This window comes from Paenibacillus sp. FW101-FHT12H11, assembly GCF_058790355.1.
On record NZ_JBYTCO010000001.1, the window covers coordinates 260,427 to 278,126 of the forward strand.

The 17,700-nt window shown below is 47.6% G+C and carries 13 protein-coding genes; 9 read left to right on the plus strand and 4 right to left on the minus strand.

Translation table 11 applies throughout. The features are described 5' to 3' along the window. Positions 1 to 34 precede the first annotated feature (34 nt). The 4 genes from AC3WTJ_RS01330 to AC3WTJ_RS01345 all read left to right on the plus strand — a co-directional run bounded on the left by AC3WTJ_RS01330 (position 35) and on the right by AC3WTJ_RS01345 (position 6,606). Entirely contained in the window at positions 35 to 964 is a 930-nt protein-coding gene (locus tag AC3WTJ_RS01330; RefSeq protein ID WP_492520209.1) for a peptidase U32 family protein, read from the plus strand. Between the two features lie 26 nt (positions 965 to 990). After that, positions 991 to 2,274 (plus strand): peptidase U32 family protein, encoded by a 1,284-nt coding sequence (locus AC3WTJ_RS01335; protein ID WP_492520210.1) that lies wholly within the window; start codon positions 991 to 993, stop codon positions 2,272 to 2,274. Between the two features lie 187 nt (positions 2,275 to 2,461). Beyond that, positions 2,462 to 4,639, plus strand: coding sequence for a methyl-accepting chemotaxis protein (locus AC3WTJ_RS01340; protein WP_492520211.1), 2,178 nt, complete (start codon positions 2,462 to 2,464; stop codon positions 4,637 to 4,639). A gap of 149 nt (positions 4,640 to 4,788) precedes the next feature. Continuing rightward, positions 4,789 to 6,606, plus strand: a complete 1,818-nt coding sequence (locus AC3WTJ_RS01345; RefSeq protein WP_492520212.1) for a peptidoglycan D,D-transpeptidase FtsI family protein — start codon at positions 4,789 to 4,791, stop codon at positions 6,604 to 6,606. On the opposite strand, the gene AC3WTJ_RS01350 is transcribed toward AC3WTJ_RS01345, so the two are convergent. Next, a complete protein-coding gene (locus AC3WTJ_RS01350) occupies positions 6,589 to 7,860 on the minus strand; it encodes an ATP-binding protein (RefSeq protein WP_492520213.1) in 1,272 nt (423 codons plus the stop codon). The genes AC3WTJ_RS01345 and AC3WTJ_RS01350 overlap by 18 nt on opposite strands. A gap of 208 nt (positions 7,861 to 8,068) precedes the next feature. Between AC3WTJ_RS01350 and AC3WTJ_RS01355 the strand changes: the two genes are divergently transcribed. Beyond that, entirely contained in the window at positions 8,069 to 8,893 is an 825-nt protein-coding gene (locus tag AC3WTJ_RS01355) for a lipoate--protein ligase family protein (RefSeq protein WP_492520214.1), read from the plus strand. Between the two features lie 58 nt (positions 8,894 to 8,951). On the opposite strand, the gene AC3WTJ_RS01360 is transcribed toward AC3WTJ_RS01355, so the two are convergent. Further along, entirely contained in the window at positions 8,952 to 9,683 is a 732-nt protein-coding gene (locus AC3WTJ_RS01360; RefSeq protein WP_315953563.1) for an alpha/beta hydrolase, read from the minus strand. A gap of 263 nt (positions 9,684 to 9,946) precedes the next feature. Between AC3WTJ_RS01360 and pdhA the strand changes: the two genes are divergently transcribed. From pdhA to lpdA, 4 genes are read left to right on the plus strand one after another with little or no spacing between them, the layout of a single operon-like run. Next, positions 9,947 to 11,029: a pyruvate dehydrogenase (acetyl-transferring) E1 component subunit alpha gene (gene pdhA, locus AC3WTJ_RS01365; protein ID WP_127455364.1), complete on the plus strand. Its 1,083-nt coding sequence runs from the start codon at positions 9,947 to 9,949 to the stop codon at positions 11,027 to 11,029. A 36-nt stretch (positions 11,030 to 11,065) separates the two neighbouring features. Then, complete coding sequence (locus AC3WTJ_RS01370; protein WP_127455365.1) at positions 11,066 to 12,046, plus strand: alpha-ketoacid dehydrogenase subunit beta; 981 nt, start codon at positions 11,066 to 11,068, stop codon at positions 12,044 to 12,046. A gap of 32 nt (positions 12,047 to 12,078) precedes the next feature. Then, positions 12,079 to 13,398, plus strand: coding sequence for a dihydrolipoamide acetyltransferase family protein (locus tag AC3WTJ_RS01375; RefSeq protein ID WP_492520215.1), 1,320 nt, complete (start codon positions 12,079 to 12,081; stop codon positions 13,396 to 13,398). Positions 13,399 to 13,402: 4 nt separating this feature from the next. Continuing rightward, positions 13,403 to 14,818 carry a dihydrolipoyl dehydrogenase gene (lpdA, locus tag AC3WTJ_RS01380; protein WP_127455367.1) on the plus strand — a complete coding sequence of 472 codons (1,416 nt, stop codon included), beginning with the start codon at positions 13,403 to 13,405 and terminating at the stop codon, positions 14,816 to 14,818. Between the two features lie 86 nt (positions 14,819 to 14,904). On the opposite strand, the gene serC is transcribed toward lpdA, so the two are convergent. Beyond that, positions 14,905 to 15,999 (minus strand): 3-phosphoserine/phosphohydroxythreonine transaminase, encoded by a 1,095-nt coding sequence (gene serC, locus AC3WTJ_RS01385; protein WP_492520216.1) that lies wholly within the window; start codon positions 15,997 to 15,999, stop codon positions 14,905 to 14,907. Positions 16,000 to 16,280: 281 nt separating this feature from the next. Next, the gene (locus tag AC3WTJ_RS01390; protein WP_492520217.1) at positions 16,281 to 17,666 is read right to left on the minus strand and encodes an ABC transporter substrate-binding protein; all 1,386 of its coding nucleotides are present in this window, start codon (positions 17,664 to 17,666) and stop codon (positions 16,281 to 16,283) included. Positions 17,667 to 17,700 lie beyond the last annotated feature (34 nt).

Here is a 17,700-nt window from a genome sequence, read left to right on the forward strand (position 1 = left end):
ACGTTAGGAAGCTGACAGAAGGTAGGGTAAGCAAGTGAAAAAACCAGAGTTAGTAATAAGCTGCGGTAGTAGCGCTGAATTGAAAACAATGATTGAAGCCGGCGCGGACAGTGTCATAATTGGAGAAGAGCGTTATGCTATGCGTCTGCCTGGAAATGTGAAGCTAGAGGAGATTGGAGAATCAGTTGCTTGGGCGCACGACAAACAGGCAAAGGTGTATGTGTCGGTGAACAAGATTTTTGACAACAACTCCTTGGAGGGCCTGTCAGACTATTTAAGCAAGCTGCAGGCATTCAATGTGGATGGCGTTATTTTCGGTGATCCTGCAGTCCTAATGGCTGCGCGCACGTTACCAAAGCCGCTAGTGCTGCACTGGAATGCGGAGATGACTTCTACCAATTTCGCAACTGCGAATTATTGGGGCAGACAAGGGGCAACCCGCGTTGTGCTGGCTAGAGAGCTGAACATGGAACAGGTGTTGGCTTTTAAAGAGAATACGGAGTTAGCGGTTGAAGTTCAAGTGCATGGGATTACCAATATTTATCACTCAAAGCGAGAGCTAGTGAAAAATTATATCGAACACCAAGGGAAAGACGCATCAACGCAGGATCGTTCCATTGAACGCGGACTGTTCCTTATCGAGCACGAGCGCCGTGATCAGCGTTACCCTGTGTATGAGGATAGTAACGGTACGCATATCATGAGTTCTGAGGATTTTTGCATGCTGGAGAATTTGCCTGAGCTTATGGACGGCGGGATCGATAGCTTCAAAATCGAAGGTCATCTGAAATCGACCGCGTATAACGAAACAGTTGTTCGCAGCTACCGTGCTGTCATTGACGCTTATGCCGCAAACCCGGAAGAATTTGAGTTCCAGCAAGAATGGCTGGATGCGATAACAGAATTGCAGGACCCTGAACGCGAATTGTCGTACGGGTTTTTCTATAAAGAACAGGTATATTGATAGATGGAAGAAGGTGCGTTTTCGAGATGACGACAGCATTAGAAGCACGAGCGAGAGGGAAGCGTGTTAGACTGCATAAACCGGAATTACTTGCCCCTGCGGGCAATTTGGAAAAATTGAAATTTGCTATTCATTACGGGGCTGACGCGGTATATATTGGCGGACAGAAGTATGGTCTCCGTTCCAGTGCAGACAACTTTTCACTTGAAGAAATGCGTGAAGCAGTTGAGTTTGCGAACGGGTACGGAGCCAAAGTGTTCGTAGCAACGAACATTTATGCACATAACGAGGACATTGTAGGGCTGGATGATTACCTACGAGGACTACAAGAGGTTGGTATTTCAGCCATCATTGCAGCGGATCCGCTGATTATGGAAACATGCCGAAGAGTGGCGCCTAAACTGGAAGTTCATGTGAGTACACAGCAATCGGTGATGAACTGGCAAACCGTGAAGTTCTGGAAAGACCAAGGCATTGAGCGCGTCGTTCTGGCTCGTGAAGTCAGCATGGAAGAAATTGATCAAATTAAAGCGCATGTCAATGTTGAGATTGAAGCTTTCATTCATGGCGCGATGTGCAGCTCCTACTCTGGCAGATGTGTGCTTTCCAATCATTTTACGGATCGTGACTCCAACCGCGGAGGCTGTTCGCAATCATGCCGCTGGAAATATGATCTGTTTGCCAAAGATCAACCGGAATCAGCGCCACTGGCGACGGATTTGCCGTTGTTTGGCGAAGAAGATGATGCCTTTACGATGGGATCGAAGGATCTCAGCATGATCGAGCATATTGCCGATATGATTGAATCCGGTGTAGACAGCTTCAAAATCGAAGGAAGAATGAAGAGCATTCATTACGTAGCGACGGTTGTTAATGCGTACCGACAGGCGATTGATGCTTACTTTGAGGATCCGGAACACTTCAAACTCAATCCTGTTTGGCAGGAGGAGATCCACAAAGCGGCGAACCGTCCTTTGAACGAGGGCTTCTTCTACGATACGCCCGGCCCTGAAGATCATATTTTCGAACCGGAGGATAAAGTGGTTGGCTTTGATTTTGTCGGTCTAGTGCTGTCTTATGACGAGGCAACGGGTACTGCGCTGATTCAGCAAAGAAATCATTTTAAGCCAGGACAGGAAATTGAATTCTTTGGACCAGAAGGAACGCATTTTAAACAAAAGGTTGGCGTCATCTGGAATGAAGAGGGGCAGGAGCTGGACGCAGCAAGGCATCCGCTTCAAGTCATTAAACTAAAAACAGAATTTCCTGTAAATAAGTGGGATATGATGCGTAAGAAAACAGGAAAATAGTACCATGGAAGCTTTCTCCAGACTGGGTTATATTGGAGAAAGTTTCTTTTTTTTATTTTCGTTTAGAGCGAATATTAAAGGAAATTGTTAAATGTTGTCGAATTGAATAAAAAACATGAATTGTAACCCTTTTCATTTTAGGACGAAAGTACGGGGACAATGAACAGAAACTAATGGCGGTGAAAAGATGAAGAAGAGACTCCAAAGTATTCTCGCATTTGTAAACAAAGCTGTCGCGCAAACATTCCGAAATGTGCCATGGGGTCGCGTGGCGGGAGCGGCAGGAAAGACATCGAAGCAAATGGGCACAGTCGCTTTCAAAGAAATGAGGCAGGTTAAATTGGGAAATCCGGTGAAGTCCGTAGGCATGAAGCTGTTTTTAATGTTTTTTATCAGCATTTTGTTCTTCGTTCTCATTGTGGGTATGATTTCTTACAGCGTGTCCAAAAATGTCATTAAGAACAAAGTGGCAGAATCCTCCTTGCAAACTGTTACACAAGCAGGCCAGAAGCTGGATTTCCTTTATCAGACGTTCGAAGACACATCTTTACAAATTATGCTGAACAAAGAGCTGCAGGACCTTCTGGAGAAAGTTCCTACGTTAGATCCTACTTCTTACGAGTCACTGGAAGTTGTTCGCCAATTAACGGATAAATTAAATGTGGTGACCTTCGCTAACAAGTCAATCAAAACGCTTCATCTGTATCGACCAGACGGCAAGCTGATTGTCATTACGGGTTCTGGCGGAAGCACGTTAAGCGAAAATTCAGGATCGACCGATTGGTTTAAGAAAATTGTGGACAATGGGGGAAAAGTAGCGTGGTTGGATAGTAAAGTTAAAGGATACTCCAGCTCTTCCACGAATACATTTGCCATTGGCCGTCTTATGAGAAATACGCTAACTAACAGCACGACCGCCGTGTTAATGTTGGAGCTTAGCACGGATCTCTTGAATAAAGAAATTACGGGCATGTCTCTCGGAGACGACAGCAAGGTTGTCATTACGAATGCTGAGAATAAGAATATTGCATCTGCGAATATTACTGAGCTCGAAAAAGATGCAGCCATCCAGTTAACGAAAGAGCAATTGGATCAAGAAAATGGCTCTTTTGTAACAAAAGATGATCATTTGGTAGCCTATTACAAATCATCTTTATCAGGTTGGAATTTAGTCGGGGATATTCCAGTTAGCTCGCTTGTGAAGGATGCTAAGAAGATTTTCAATTACACGCTTTTAATCGCTTTATTTGCGGCTATTGCGGCAGTGTTAATCGGATTATTCGTTGCCAGAATGATTGGACGACCGCTGATTAATCTTCGCAACTTGATGCAGCAAGGCGCTAAAGGCAAGTTAACCGTGCGTGCCAACTATACAACGCAAGATGAGATTGGGCAGTTGGGCGCAAGCTTTGACGTAATGATGCAGCAGATTACAACGTTGGTTCAACAAACCAGCACCTCTGCGCAAGCGGTTTTTGAAACGGCGCAAGAGTTAACGAACTCCTCCAAGGTGACGGCTACTGCGGCTAGAGAAATTGCTGTAGCTACGGATGAAATCTCCAACGGTGCCGGAGGTTTGGCGACAGAATCCGAAAGAGGCAATGAGCTGACGCATCATATCGGTATCCAGATGAAACAGGTTATCGAAGCCAACCTGGAGATGGGAACAGCTGCAGCGGATGTGCAGAGCTCCAGTGAGCAAGGAACGAAATATATGTCCGAGCTCATTTCGAAGACGAATTTGACGGAAGAAATGATCCGTTCCATGGTGGATAAAGTCGACAACTTGAAAGACAGCACACGTTCGATTCGTAAAATCCTGGATGTTCTGAATAATATGACGAAGCAAACGAATATCTTGTCCTTGAATGCGACAATTGAAGCTGCGCGTGCCGGAGCTGCGGGCAAAGGCTTCATGGTTGTTGCGGATGAGATTCGGAAGCTTGCAGACCAATCCCGTCAATCGATTGATGTCGTAGGTCAAATCACTGAAACGATTCAGAAAGAAATCGATGAAACGGTGAAGGTGCTTTCCACAGCAACGCCGATCTTCAAAGAACAGATTCTGGCGGTGAAGGAAGCCGATATTATTTTCAAACAAGTAACGAACCACATGGGCGGCTTCATTGAGCAGCTCAGCACGGTCAGCGATTCGATCTCAACTTTGGAACAATCGCAAGTCGTTCTTTCGGACGCTATGACGAATGTAAGTGCGGTAGCGGAGGAATCTCTTGCTACTTCGGAGGAAGTTGCTTCCTTGAGCTCCGAGCAGCTTAGCATCAGCGATGGCTTAGTGAAACTGTCGGACAAGCTGGATTTGCTTTCCAAATCACTTACCGACACCTTATCCAAATTCGAAGTCTAGTTGTATACAATTCGAAGTCCACTCTCTGTTTAAGAGGGTGGGCTTTTTTTATTTCTAAGAAGGTGTTTCGACGGTTTGTCTACGTGCAGGAGTGACGATACTGATAACATCTAAGATTAGGATGATTGACATCGTGAGGAGTTAGATGTATGAGGGTCAAACAGTTATCTTCACTTGAAAAACGCCGTATTTTTCTTGTTCTTCTTACCATCGTACTCCTGTTTATTGGCATAACGGGTAAGCTGTTTTGGATACAAATTGCAGCAACGGAAAATTACAGTTCACACGGAGTTAATTTGCTTAAAAACTCAGTCGTTCAAAGACAACGTGCGCTAGTGCTGGAGAGCGGCCGAGGCGAAATATTGGATCGGAATTTGCAGCCGATGACTGGGAAGATTGTGAAATCCCTCGTTGTGTTTCCCATCAATAATGATCTCCAAGCAAGCCCGCAGCAGGTAAATAAGCTTGTCCAGATTTTGCGGACGAATGCGGAGTCTTGGCGTGGATTCACCAAAGATCTGAAAGAGCCGCAAGTGTGGAATCAATCCAGCGGGGGCAAACCTGTCGCGTTAACGGATGGGCAGGAAGAGCAGATCGATGCGCTGAACTTGCCGAATGTGAAGGTGGTGCAGATGGAAGATCGCTACCCGACGGGGATGACGGCGCGGCAGTTGATCGGTTTCATCGGGCAAAATCCGGATCGTGTAATGAACTTATACGGCGCGGATCTGGAAAAGGGCAAGGTCGCGCTAACGACGAAGATTGGCGGAGCGGGTCTTGAAAAGAGCTTCGATCTCTGGCTTCGCGGCATCGGGGAGACATCGATCTCTTATTTTATGGATGCGGGCAAAAGGCCGTTAACCGGATTGGATGCGCGTATGATTGCGCCGAATAATGCTTTTTATCCCGTTAAATTAGTTACGACTCTTGATGTAAACGTTCAGCAGCAAATTGAGGCGCTAATGGATAAATTGAAAGTCCGGGACGGTGCTGCCGTCGTTCAGGAAGTCGCACAAGGCGATATCGTCGCCATGGCGAGCAGGCCCAACTATGATCCCACATCCGTGGATCTTGCAAGTAAAAGCTGGAGCAACTATGCCCTTAAAGCAACGGCTCCCGGCTCTATTTTCAAAACTGTTGTGGCTGCCGCTGCGCTGGATTTAGGTGTGGTTAATCCCAAAGAGACATTCACTTGTGAAGGAGCTCTTGGCAAGTACGGTTTTACCTGCTGGAGGAAAGAGGGGCATGGCCCCTTAACCTTGGAACAAGGGTTCGCGCAGTCCTGCAACATCGTGTTTGCCAAAGTCATGCAGCGCTTAACGGCTGGCCAACTGGAAAGCTTCGCGCATAAGCTTGGCGTGCTGGATGAAGTGGGATGGACAGGGAAGACGGATACGAAGATCCTTCTCCATCAATTAGATAGCGAAGAGACTGGACAGCTCTTTGGCGCTCATACGCCGCGCGATGATGAAGGTGTTCTTATGCAGACAGCCATCGGGCAAAGAGACGTTATGATGACCCCTTTGCAGGCGTCTAATATGATTGTTACTTTACTGCATAATGGAAAAGGCTACTCGCCGAGAGTGGTCCAAGAAATCCGCTACCAGACCGATCGCGTGATGGAGAAATTTGAACCGCAAACGCGAAAGGATGAAGAGGGATACGTCTCCGCCGCGACAAGCCGTACGCTTTTGAGCTGGATGAGAGAAGTCGTGACCGAAGGAACCGGCCAAGGGTTGAAGGATGCAAAGTGGCAGCTCGCAGGGAAATCCGGTACGGCTCAAACGATGGTCGGCAAGCAGGAAAAGGTAAATCAATGGTTTATCGGATATGGCCCGGTGGCTTCTCCCAAGTATGCAGTATCTGTTGTTATCAAAAATACGGATCCAACGGAAAGCAACAAGGCCATACCTTTGTTCAAAGGGATCATGGATATTCTTGCAAGCCAATCAAACAGCCGGCAGTGATATTGTAAAACAGGTACCTTGGTTGGGCTCGCTCGTAACTTCAATGAGTCCTCCTAAGGTGCGAATGATGCGATAGGAGACCATCATGCTGAGTCCAGTGCTTTTGTTTTTGGTGGAATAAAAAGGGGTTCCAAGGCGGTTGATCTGTTCAGCTGTCATACCGATACCTGTATCTATAATTTGCAGAATAATGTGGGGGCCTCGTTTGAAGCCTACGATTTGCAGTGCTCCTCCGCTTGTCATAGCCTCAATACCGTTTTTGGACAGGTTGAGGAGGCATTGCATGATTTTTTCTTCATTTGCTTGGATGACCAACGGGGATTTCATGTCGATTTGAACATCAACCCCGCGCATTGCGGCATATGGAAGTATCAGATTGCTCAGTTTAAATGATAGTTCAGATAAGTTAAGCGGTTCAAGCTTCTCAGCCTCGGGTTTGGCAAAGGACAAATAGTCGGTAATAATGCTTTGGGCGCGGTCAATTTCTTCGATGACCATGGCTGTGTATATATGTTTCTTCTCTTCAGTGACCTGAGATTGGCTGAGGATTTGCATGAATCCCCTGGCTACCGTCATAGGGTTGCGAATTTCATGGGCGACAGAAGCCGCCAATTCACTGAGGACATTGAGCTTCTCAGAGCGCTGAATTTCTTGGCGCAATGTGATATTTTCGCGAATTCGGGCAATTAAGTACGTAATGAGCCACATCGTAAATAAGTGAACGAGACAATACAGTATTCCATATAGCAAAAAAGTACGATCTACGGTGTCAAAAGAACCGACTCTATATAGCAGGGTGATACAGAAAGTTGCTAGAGCGCTGATGAAAGCAAGCAGGGTGGGAAACATCACTTTGGGGGTTAGGTGCTTCCAATTGCTTAGCGCAATGAAAGCCACGATGAAGGGGATGAGAAGAGCTAATAAGGTGACGATCCACACGAAATTCGGGCCGTTCATGATGTACACATAGGCGAGTATGAATCCGGAAACCGCTAGTCCTGAGCGTATGCCGCCATATAAGAAAGCGATGAGTACAGGAATAATATGCAGATCGAAATGATTGCCTATGGGTTTAAAAAAAGGATGGGTCACGCAAAAAATGGCGGCTAGTGTGCAGATAAATATAAGAAATACCTGACGATATTTATCGTAACTGTCTAGAGAGCCGGGTTTTTCGAGCCAAAAGATGTGAGTTAAAACAATGGGGACGGTTAAAACAAGGATATTCAGGAGTAAATCGTCAAAAATGTTCAAAGATCTCGCCTACTTAACAAAAATTTGATGTTCCACTTTTTAATCGACACAGATTTTTATTCGACACAAAACTTGGAATTCCTTCGAAATGTATCCTAAATTTTGATGTTTTTTGGCGAAAAGCAGCGATTTTTACATTGCGGCTAACGCTAGATTCGCTTACAATTCGGAAGATGAACATAAATAGCAGGCTCAGGAGATTATGTAAATGACGAATATACCCCTTTCTTCTTCTATGGTCATCCTTGACCGAACACAGGAAACGGCCTCAAGATCGATTTTATATGCTTTTGCGCTGGAAGAACTTCTTTGCCGGTCTATTGGGAAAATGGCGCCTCCGATCCTCCACATTTGGCGGCACCCGCGAGCTTTTGTCATGGGACTGAGGGATAGCCGGCTCCCGGAAGCGGCACTTGCTAACCAATGGTTGCTTGGCCAAGGGTATGATACGGCTGTTAGAAATTCCGGAGGCGCAGCGGTTCCGCTGGATCTGAGCGTTGTGAATGTCTCTTTGCTGCTGCCGAAAGAAGCAGGGGATATGGAGCATCGCAAAGATTTTGAAGCCATGGTGGGCCTGATCCGTGAAGTGATGAGCAAACTAACCGATCATATTGATCAAGGTGAGGTGATGGGGTCTTTCTGCCCGGGAGAGTTCGATCTCAGTGTAGGCGGCCGTAAGTTCTGCGGAATCGCACAGCGCAGGCAGCAACTGGCTTTGTCAGTCCAAGCGTTTATTATCGTCGAAGGTGAAGGCGAAGCGAAAGCAGCTCTGGCTAGAGGCTTCTACGAGCGCGCGGCGCAGTCCGCAGACCCAAGCGAGTATCCTGCTGTGGCGCCGGGGAGTATGGCGAGTTTGGCGGAATGCTTGAACATCCCTTTAACAGCTGAGCAGTTTACTGCGAACTTGGTTGAAGTCATGATGGCGAGAGGGTTGCAAGTGAAGACTCCTGAAACAATCCCAGGATATCCGACGGACGGGCAAATCGGCGACATGGTGGACCTGATGAAAGCCCGATACGCGATCAAGCAGTAAAAAAACGGTCTGACTTCGTCATCTGACGGAAGCGAGACCGTTTTTCTATGTGATAGTTTTACCCCAGAAAATAATGCAGCGCCGCGCTCAATTCCCCTTGCCAGAACCCCCACAAATGTTTGCCAGGTTTCTCAATATAATGAAGCACGGCATTTTTCCTTTCGAGATCTTCCTTGGCCAGACGGTTCTCTCTGACGAAATCAAAGGTTCCACGCTCCGTTTTGACATCCGTTTCATCCAAGCCGATCAACATGTACATTTCAAGCCAAGATAAATCGTCGACCGCTTTAAGGCGTTCGCGGGTAATGTCGAAAAATGCGCCAGACAAGGATATAACGCGGCAAAAAAGGCTAGGATAATCTAAGGCGAGATGCAAGGAAACGGTCCCACCGAGAGAATCACCTGCGACAATGCGTTCACTGCGCTCCGTCCTTACAGGATAGCGGCTTTCCACATAAGGAAGCAGCTCCTCGGCGAAAAAGCGGCAGTAAGCGTCATGACGCTCACCCTCCGGCGCATATTCGGACGTGCGGTTAGCCGCGTTCACATCCACACCTACCACAATAGCTGGCTCCAGGTCTTCATCTAATATACAGCGGGTAATGGTTGTGGCAATGCGACCGAAATTGAAGAATTGCTCGCCATCTTGACAATAGATAACCGGATAGGAGAGCAGTTCATTGTAACCGGGAGGCAAATAAACGCGAAGTTGGCGTGTTTCTTGAAGCAGGACCGAGGTGAGTTCATCTTTCACAATCGTTCTTTGGTAGTAGCGAGCGTCATCAGACATCGAGTAATCTCCTTAATATCCTTGTGGGGAAAAATGGTATGTGAAGCGTAAGTTGGAAATGGTTTGGGTAAGGTGTATTATAGCAGTTGTAAATTTCATGTTAACTGTATTATATATTTTCCTAAACTGTACTATTCGCTTCCACGAAAAAAGGTCATATATCATAAGGATAGCGGTGTACAATTCACAAAAACAGGTTTATAATAATACTATAACAGAAGTGTAGCTAGCAGGCATCAAAATCATATAAGAGGTGAAATGGTATGAGTAAGCCACTTGTCAGCCAAGCAAATTACGAAGTGACCACAGAAAAGGTTGAGCCTTTACAAGTACTGGCTCCAGACGGCACAGTTGTAAATCCCGACAAAATGCCTAAACTTAGCGATGACCAATTAAGAGAGTTAATGAGAAGAATGGTATTCACACGTGTTTGGGACGAAAGAGCCGTAAATCTCGGTCGTCAAGGACGTCTTGGTTTCTATGCGCCGGTATCCGGACAAGAAGCTTCCATGATCGGTAGTGAATTTGCTTTAAATAAAGATGACTTTATTTGCCCAGGGTACCGCGATATGCCGCAGCTCGTATGGCACGGACTTCCGCTTTACCAAGCATTCCTATATTCCCGCGGACACCAACATGGCGGTCAAATTCCGCAGGATGTTCACGTTCTTATGCCGCAAATCATCATTGGTGCACAAATTCTGCACGCAACTGGTGTAGCGATGGCGTTCAAAAAACGCAACCAACCGCGTGTAGCGATTACGTACACAGGGGACGGAGGAAGCTCTGAAGGAGATTTCTACGAAGGTTTGAACTTTGCAGGAGCATTCAAGCTGCCTGCCATTTATTTTGTACAAAACAATGGTTATGCGATCACAACGCCTTACTCCAAACAAACAGGAGCACTTTCTGTTGCTCATAAAGCACTTGCTGCAGGTATCAAAGGCGTGCAAGTAGATGGTATGGACGTTCTGGCTGTTGTTCAAGCAGTGTCTGAAGCTGCTGAAAGAGGCCGCAAAGGCGAAGGCGCTACTTTAATTGAAGCATTGACGTACCGTTACCGTCCGCACTCCTTGGCCGACGATACGACGAAATACCGTACCAAAGACGAGGAATCCGATTGGGAGCCGAAAGATCCGCTTACGCGCATGCGTATTTTCCTAACCAAAAAAGGTCTATGGAGCGAAGAAGAAGAGGCGAAAGTGAAAGAAGAAGCGAAAGCAACCGTTGCTGAGCACATTAAAAAGGCTGAGGAAACTGAGAAAATGACAGTTCCGGGCTTAATCGATTCCATGTTCGAAGTTACACCTTCCCATCTCGAAGAACAGAAACAAGCGTATAAATAAAATCTGGCAAAAACTCTTAGGAGGCACGGAGAAGTCATGGCACAAATGACGATGATTCAAGCGATTAAAGACGCAATGCGCGTTGAACTGGAAAGAGATCCAAATGTAATTTTGTTCGGCGAAGACGTTGGCCACGTTGGTGGCGTATTCCGTGCTACAGAAGGTTTACAAAAAGAATTCGGCGAAGAGCGCGTATTCGATACACCTCTTGCTGAGTCTGCTATCGGCGGACTTGCTGTAGGTCTTGGCGTTCAAGGCTTCCGTCCAATCGCTGAGATTCAATTCGTAGGTTTTATTTACGAAGCGCTTGACCAAATTTGCGTGCAAGCAGCTCGTATGCGTTACCGCTCCGGCGGCCGTTACAACTCGCCAATCGTATTCCGTACGCCTTACGGCGGCGGTGTTAAAGCAGCTGAGCTTCACACGGATGCACTAGAGGGTCTTTTGGTGCAAACTCCGGGGATTAAAGTTGTTGTTCCTTCCAACCCTTACGATGCGAAGGGCTTGCTCATTTCCGCGATTCGCGATAATGACCCTGTCTTCTTCATGGAGCATCTGAACTTATACCGCGCTTTCCGCGCAGAAGTACCAGAAGGCGAATACACCATTGAACTTGGTAAAGCGAACGTAGTTCGTGAAGGTTCTGACGTAACGATCATTACTTACGGAGCAATGGTTCATACATCCGTTAAAGCGGCTGAAGAGATCGAGAAAACACAAGGTGTGAAAGTTGAAGTCATCGATCTTCGGACCCTGCTTCCGCTTGATATCGAGACGATTGTCGCTTCGATCAAGAAAACGAACCGTGCAATTATCGTACAAGAAGCCCAAAAAACTTCTGGAGTAGCCGCAGAGGTTATTGCTCAAATTAATGAAAAAGCAATCCTGCACTTGGAAGCTCCAGTTCTGCGTATTGCGCCTCCGGATACCGTTTATCCGTTCGCACAAATCGAAGATGCTTGGTTGCCTAGCCCAGCAAGTGTTATTGCCGGTATTAAACAAGTACTCGAATTCTAATTCATAGTCGAAGGTAACAGGAGGTAGTACACGTGGCATTGTTTGAATACAAGTTCCCAGAGCTTGGAGAAGGCATACATGAAGGCGAAATCGTTAAGATGCTCGTTAAAGCGGGTGACACCGTAACTGACGAAACCATTCTTATGGAAGTACAAAACGACAAAGCTGTTGTTGAAGTTCCTTGTCCGGTAGAAGGTAAAGTTGTTAGCGTCGCTGTCAAAGACGGCCAAATCTGTACGATTGGCGAGCTCGTGATGACAATCGAAGTAACAGGCGAGATGCCGGCTGAGTCCATGCATCACAGCAGCTCCAACAACGCTGCGCCTGCTGCCGCAGCGGCACCTGCTGCTACAGCGGTAGCCGTAGCAGAGGCTCCTGCAGCAGCACCGGCAGTAGCTGCTGCGCCAGCAGCGCCAAGCGCTGGCGGCCGCGAAGTGCTTGCGACGCCTAGCGTACGCAAGCTCGCAAGAGAAAAAGGCATCACACTCGCAGAGGTGACACCTACAGGCAAGCACGGCCGCGTTACACGCGAGGACGTGCTCGGCTTTACAGGAGCCGGCAACGCCGCGGCTCCGGCAGCAGCACCAGCTGCAGCGGAAGCAGCTGGCAGCGCAGCACCTGCGGCTAGCACGCAGGTGGCTGTGGGCGATCGCGTAGAAGAGCGGGTTCCGTTCAAAGGAATCCGGAAAGTCATCGCGAACGCGATGGTGAAATCCGTGTACACGGCACCGCACGTGACCCTGATGGACGAAATCGACGTGAGCGCGTTAGTCGCTCTGCGTGAGCGTACGAAGCCTCTTGCTGAGAAAAAAGGCGTGAAGTTGACTTACCTTCCTTTCATCGTGAAAGCATTGGTAGCGGCTTGCCGTCAATTCCCGGCGTTGAACGCGATGATCGACGAAGAGAAGCAAGAAATCGTCTACAAAAAGTACTACAACATCGGTATCGCAACAGATACAGAGAACGGCTTGCTCGTTCCTGTTATCCATGATGCTGACCGCAAAAATGTATGGTCGATTGCCTCTTCCATCAAAGACTTGGCTACTCGCGGACGCGATGGCAAGCTGACTCCGAACGAGATGAAGGGCGGCACAATCTCCATCACAAACATTGGTTCCGTAGGCGGTATGTTCTTCACGCCGGTTATCAACTTCCCTGAAGTTGCGATCCTGGGTGCTGGCCGCATTACTGAAAAACCTGTCGTGAAAAACGGTCAAATCGTTGCAGCATCGGTAATGGCTCTTTCCTTGAGCTTCGATCACCGTATCGTTGACGGAGCGACAGCGCAAAGCTTCTTGAACTACATCAAACAGCTCCTGGCTGATCCAGAGCTTCTCGTCTTGGAGGTGTAACAACATGGTAGTAGGAGATGCTTCTCTTGATATTGACTTGCTAGTTATCGGTGCAGGACCAGGGGGTTACGTAGCTGCCATTCGCGCGGCTCAACTTGGTCAAAGCGTCCTTATTGTAGATAAATCGGAATGGGGCGGCGTCTGCTTAAACCGCGGCTGTATCCCTTCCAAAGCGTTGATCTCCGCTGCTCACACCTATGAGCATGCGCAGCACGCTGACAGCATGGGTATCTCTGTAGAGAACGTGAAAGTGGACTTTGCAAAGGTACAAGCTTGGAAAAACAGCATTGTTGCTAAACAAACGGGCGGCGTTGGCGCGCTGCTCAAAGGCAACAAAATCCAAACGTTCCAAGGCGAAGTGATGTTCATCAACGAGCACGAAGCACGTGTGTTCAATGATGCAGAAGCTCCGCGTTACCGCTTCAAGCACTGTATTATCGCGACGGGTTCCCGCCCGATTGAGCTGAAAGCATTCCCTTTCGGCGGAAGAATCATTTCTTCCACGGAAGCTTTGAACTTGCCTGAAGTTCCGAAAAGCATGATCGTGATCGGCGGCGGCTACATCGGAATCGAACTTGGCCAAACGTACGCGAAGTTCGGTACGAAAGTAACGGTGCTGGAAGGTTCAGATCACGTACTGCCAGGCTTCGAGAAAGATCTGACGAAGCTTGTAGCACGCAACCTGGAGAAAGTTGGCGTAGAAGTTCATACAGAAGCGCTGGCGCAATCCTGCACGAAAACAGAGAACGACGTAACCGTAACGTTCACAGTGAAAGGCGAAGAGAAACAAGTTACCGCTGATTACGTGCTTGTAACGGTCGGTCGTCGTCCGAACACAGACGGCGAGCTTGGTCTTGATCTGATCAACTTGAAAATGACGGACCGTGGTTTGATTGAAGTTGATAACCAAGGTAGAACCAGCATTCCGCATATCTTTGCGATTGGCGATGTTGTGCCTGGTCTTTCCCTGGCTCACAAAGCTTCTTATGAAGCAAAAGTGGCGGCAGAAGCGATTGCAGGGCATTCCAGCATTGTTGACTACAAAGCAATGCCGGCTGTTGTGTTCTCCGATCCGGAAATTGCCGGTGTAGGCCTGAGCGAAACAGAAGCAAAAGCTCAGGGCATCAACGTAACGATCGGGAAATTCCCTTACGCAGCTAACGGCCGCGCTAACTCTTTGAACGCAGGCCAAGGTTTCGTGAAACTTGTCGGCGACAAAGAAACAGGCCAACTGCTAGGTGGTCAAATTGTTGGTCCAGAAGCATCGAACTTGATTGGAGAGCTTGCTCTTGCCGTTGAGATGGGAGCTAACCTGGAAGATATCGCCCTTACGATCCATGCACATCCAACATTGACAGAAATGATCATGGATGCAGCAGAAGGTGCGCTTGGACACCCGATTCACCAACTTGGTAAATAAGCATCATCAGAGCGGTTTCCAATACCTTTAGATAAAAAGTCCCGAGAGCATGGCGCAAGCCGCTCTACGGGACTCTTTTATTTTGTTTATCCGTTTCTCCGGGCAAAATCAAGCATGAACTCCGCTAAAGCTTGGCAGGCTTCGAGAGGGACCGCGTTGTAGGCGGAGGCGCGCAGACCGCCAACGCTGCGGTGTCCGGCCAAGCCCTCAAAGCCATGGGTCTCGGATTCCGCGATGAAACGGCGTTCAAGCTCACTATTAGCCATACGCCAAGTGATATTCATGGGGGAACGGTCTTTCGCATCAACTATGCCTTGATAAAAGCCACCGCTTGCATCGATGACCTCATAAAGGAGGCCGGCTTTTGCAAGATTATGGCGTTCTAGTTGTTCCACGCCGCCTTGCTTTTGCGTCCATTTGAGCACCAAATTCGTCATATAAATGGCGTGGACAGGTGGCGTGTTGAACAGGGATTTGTTCTTGGCAAATGTGCTGTATCGCATGATTTCCGGAATCTCGCCTGAAGCTTGTTCCAGCCAGCTTTCGCGGATCACGACCACGGTGACACCCGCGGGTCCAAGATTTTTTTGTGCGCCGGCATAGATCATGGTGAACTTCGTGAGATCCAGACTGCGGCTCAGGATTTCGCTGGTCATATCGCCAACGAGAGGGATATTGCCGACTTCGGGAATATCCGCATAACGCGATCCCTCAATGGTATTGTTCATCGTGATATGCACATAGGCAGCATCTGGGCTGAGATCCTGTGCGTCCCAGGCAGGAATGCCGCGATAACCTTGTGCTTTGGAGCTTGCTACGACATGGGTACGACCAAGATACGCGGCTTCCTTATAGGCTTTTTCTGCAAAGCTGCCTGTTAAGGCATAGTTAGCTGTTAGCTGGGGGCTTAAGAAATTCATAGGAAGAAGAGCGAATTGTGTGCTTGCCCCACCACCCATGAAGAGCACTTCATACCCTTTGGGCAAATCCAGCAGGGAAAGTAAGAGAAGCTGCGTTTCGTGATTCAATTCCTCGACGGCCCGGCTTCTATGCGACATTTCAAGCAGAGAAATTCCTTTCCCCTCATAGTCGACAAATTGCTCCTGAGCTTCTTCCAGAACGCCTATAGGCAGTGCGGCCGGACCTGGATTGAAATTGTACCTGCGTTTTGTTTGGTTCATGTGATTGCCTCCCGTAACCGAATTTTGGACAACAAAAAACGCTCCTCATCCGATTGGGACGAGGAGCGTTTGCTCGCGGTGCCACCCAATTTAAGAAACATGACGTGCATGCTTCTCCACTTGGTTCCGCGGTAACGGGCGGTGCCGGTTAACTTAGCATGACTTTACATCCAACAAGCATGCTTGGCGATAACGCCTCCGAGTTGGATTCTCATCATAGGCACAATCGAATATAGAAGTTGAATAAAAGTATATGCTTCTTGTTTGAAAAGGTCAATGCTTTATTTTACTGTTTTGTTATAAGCGGCTAATTTCTCAGCGATGGTTTTTGAAGCTGCATCCAAGGCATCTTTCGGTGATTTTTTGCCCGTGAGTGCTTCTTCAATAGCCGTTTCAACGAGTTGACGAGCTTCTGGGAATACACCCATGACTGCGCCTTGCGTTGCTTTGTTCGCTTTTGTGTTGTGCAGTTGGTCGATTGCCGTTTGGAATTGCGGGAATTTCGCTAAATTATCTTTAAGAATTGGCTCATCATAAGCTTTTTTCGTAATTGGGAAGTATCCTGTGTTCACGTTCCACCATGCTTGCGTTTGCGGGTTCGTCAAGAATTTGATGAATTCCCATGCGCCTTTTTGCTCAGCTTCTGATTTGTTGTTCAAGATATAGAGACTTGCGCCCCCAACAACAACACCGCCGTCTTTGGCATCAGCTGGTTTAGGCATAACGCTTGTTCCAACTTGGAATTTGCCTTCTGCACCAGTAACAATACCACGTAAAGAAGCTGTTGAATCAAGTGTCATTGCAATTTGGCCAGCTAGGAAAGCTTTTTTCGTATCATCGGTTTTACGGCCAAGGTTCATGAGGGATTTGTTATCGACCATGTCCTTCCACCAAGTCAAAGTTTTGACGCCTGCTTCATTGTTAAGAAGAGTTTCCGTAGCTGCAGCGGTACGGCCGTTTCCGTTGTTTAAGAATTCTGCGCCTTGTCCAGCGAAAAACTGCTCCATGAACCAACCGTAAATCGCGAAGGATCCGCCGGCTTTACCGTCTTTGCTCAGCGCTTGCGCGGCTTTTGTTATTTCTTCATATGTTGTTGGCGGCTTCTCCGGATCTAGTCCAGCAGCTTTGAACATATCTTTGTTATAGTAAAGGATTGGGTTGGATGTGTTAAAAGGCATGGAATTCAATTTATCGTCAACTTTGTAGTAATTCAATATGTTTTCTTCCAGTTGGGAAAGGTCGAATTTGTCGGCATCAACGAATTTTTGAACCGGTGTAATTGCCTTGGAATCGATCATGAAACGCGAACCGATCTCGTAGACTTGAATGAGGGATGGGCCGCTTTTTGTATCCATGGAAGCTTTCATTTTGTTCAAGCTTTCATCGTAAGTACCTTGGAAGACAGCTTCAACTTGCACATTTTTTTGGGATGCATTGAAGTCTGCGACTAATTTGTCGACAGCTTTGCCAAGTTCACCGCTCATGGAGTGCCACCAGATGACTTTGACCGGCTCTGCGGCTTTGGTCGGAGCTGCTGAAGCGGCAGTTGAACTTGCAGGTGCAGTACTGCTAGCTGGCGTTACTTCTGCTTTGCCGCATGCACTAGCCAACACCATGGTGAGTGCTGTCATTGCGAGAACGGAAGTTCTTATGTTTACGGATTTCATTGATTTGTTTCTCTCCCTTTTTTAACTTTTTTTA